Origin of the sequence: Brachyspira sp., from assembly GCF_050873525.1 — a bacterium.
Taxonomy (GTDB): Bacteria; Spirochaetota; Brachyspiria; order Brachyspirales; family Brachyspiraceae; genus Brachyspira.
Genome location: NZ_JBNMIZ010000300.1, coordinates 1 through 2,431, shown reverse-complemented (window position 1 = coordinate 2,431; position 2,431 = coordinate 1). Strand labels below are relative to the sequence as shown.

The 2,431-nt window shown below is 32.2% G+C and carries 2 protein-coding genes; both read right to left on the bottom strand.

Annotation, left to right across the window (positions count from 1 at the left end; genetic code table 11):
• Positions 1 to 194: 194 nt before the first annotated feature.
• Positions 195 to 1,100 carry an SAM hydrolase/SAM-dependent halogenase family protein gene (locus tag ACR0QS_RS12785; protein ID WP_432633835.1) on the bottom strand — a complete coding sequence of 302 codons (906 nt, stop codon included), beginning with the start codon at positions 1,098 to 1,100 and terminating at the stop codon, positions 195 to 197.
• A 198-nt stretch (positions 1,101 to 1,298) separates the two neighbouring features.
• Positions 1,299 to 2,261, bottom strand: coding sequence for a class II fructose-bisphosphate aldolase (locus ACR0QS_RS12780; protein WP_432633834.1), 963 nt, complete (start codon positions 2,259 to 2,261; stop codon positions 1,299 to 1,301).
• Positions 2,262 to 2,431 lie beyond the last annotated feature (170 nt).

Here is a 2,431-nt window from a genome sequence, read left to right as displayed (position 1 = left end):
AATGATATAAAGAATAATTCTTTAAATAGTAATAACGAAAAAAAAAAGATTAACAATAATTATTTAATATTTATCCCTATTTTTGGCATGCAAATTTTAAATTTAATATTATTGATTCTTATGTTACTAGATAAGTAATAAGATATATCATTTAGCTAAATAAATTATATTTTATTAAATTTCTGATAATTTAATTAATTCCTCTTCACAACCTCAATACTCCACTCGGGACCGCTATAAACTCTATACCTTTCGGAAAAATTACCCATATTTACCGCAACCGAAAAATTAAGCTCGGAATTGAAATAAGCCAAATTATCGTTTTCGGGAACATCGCCGAATGTGTTTACAAGTTTTACATTTCCCGTCCACACAAGCGAATCATTATTGTAAATTCTAACATTCAAAATATCTCCAATTTGAACTCCGCTATCTATCATTAATTTTCTCGGAAGTGAACTCCAAACATTTCCGTATTGAATATCCAAAATCGGAATATTTGCGAAAAATTTTCCGTCCTCGAATCTCGCTTTTTCGTAATCTATTTTAGTTATATTAGTTCCCAAAGATTTTCCAACCTTTTCAAAAGTGATTTGTTTTGACGCCAATTTTGCGCCCGTATATACATAAACATCTCGTCCATGAAAAGTGTAGGATTCTTCGGAATTTTCTCTTCTGTTAATCGCTTCGTCTATCTCTCGCACTTCTTCTATTCCCATACTTTCCGACACAAAAGTCAAAGCGCCGTTATCGGGAGTAACGAAATAATAATTATTTTTAGTTTTCATAACGACAGATTTTCTTTCCGTTCCGACTCCAGGGTCTACAACATTTATAAATACCGTTCCAGATGGCCAATATCTTGCCGTTTGTTCCAATCTCAAAGCCGCCTCCCAAATATTATAAGCGGGAATTTCATGCGTCAAATCGTAAACTTTCAAATCTTTATCCACGCTCAAAGCTACGCCATACATACTCGCAACCGCGTTATCTTTTCTTCCAAAATCCGTTTGTATCGCCAAAGGAGATTTATCCGTTTTATTTGCGCATGATATTAAAAGAGTCCAAATTATTAAATTAAAAATTATTATTCTTTTCATTTTATAATCCTTTTATATAATTCAAATTTTAATCTTAAAAATTTTAATTTAAAAAATAAATAGGGCATAAGAAAACTTACGCCCTAATTTTATTTCTTATTTTGTTTTGCCGTTTAAAGCGTCTTTCTGTCTTTTTATTCTTCTCGCCGCTCTCTTTCTTTTTACTACTTTTCTATGTTGTTTTCCCATAATCTCTCCTTATATTCTATTATTGCTGCCTAAAACATTATTTATTTTATGCATATAAAGTTTTTTCATTTCGTCTCTTGCAGGTCCCAAATATTTTCGAGGGTCGAATTCTTTAGGGTCATCATGAAATACTTTTCTTATAGCCGCCGTCATAGCGAGTCTTGAATCGCTGTCTATATTGATTTTACATACCGCGCTTTTTGAAGCTTCTCTTAACTGCTCTTCAGGAATTCCAATCGCATCGTCTAATTTTCCGCCGTTTTCATTAATCATTTTAACATATTCTTGAGGAACGCTTGAAGAACCATGCAAAACTATTGGGAATCCCGGAATTTTTTTCTCTATTTCTTTAAGAATATCAAGCCTTATTTTAGGATTTTGTCCAGGTTTAAATTTATAAGCTCCATGACTCGTTCCAATTGATATTGCAAGCGAATCGACTCCCGTTTTTTTAACGAAATCTTCCACTTCTTCTGGGCGAGTATAAGTATGTTGTTCGGCTACCACATCGTCTTCTACTCCCGCCAAAACTCCCAATTCTCCTTCAACCGTCACATCATATTTATGGGCATATTCCACAACGCTTTTTGTCAATTCTACATTTTTATTATAATCATGATGACTGCCGTCTATCATAACGGAAGAAAAACCGAATTCTATACAGCTTTTGCATAATTCCAAAGTGTCTCCATGGTCTAAATGCAAAACTATAGGAACATTTACTCCCAATTCTTTTGCATATTCTACCGCGCCTTGTGCCATATATCTTAATAAAGTTTGATTGGCATATTTTCTTGCGCCTGAAGAAACTTGAAGTATAACGGGACTTTTCGTTTCAACGCAGGCTTGAATTATTGCCTGAAGCTGTTCCATATTATTGAAATTGAACGCTGGGATTGCGTATCCTCCGCTAACCGCTTTTTGAAAAAGCCCTCTGCTATTGACTAAACCTAAATCTGAAAATTTAACCATTATTTTATTCTCCTTAAAAATTTAAATTAAATTATAAATTCATTTTTAATATTTATAATATATAGTAAAAACGATTATTTTTCAATATTATTTTTCAATTTATTTAGTCGTTATACTTGAAAAAAACGGTTTTATATTATAAACTATTACAAATTCGCTTAATATATGTT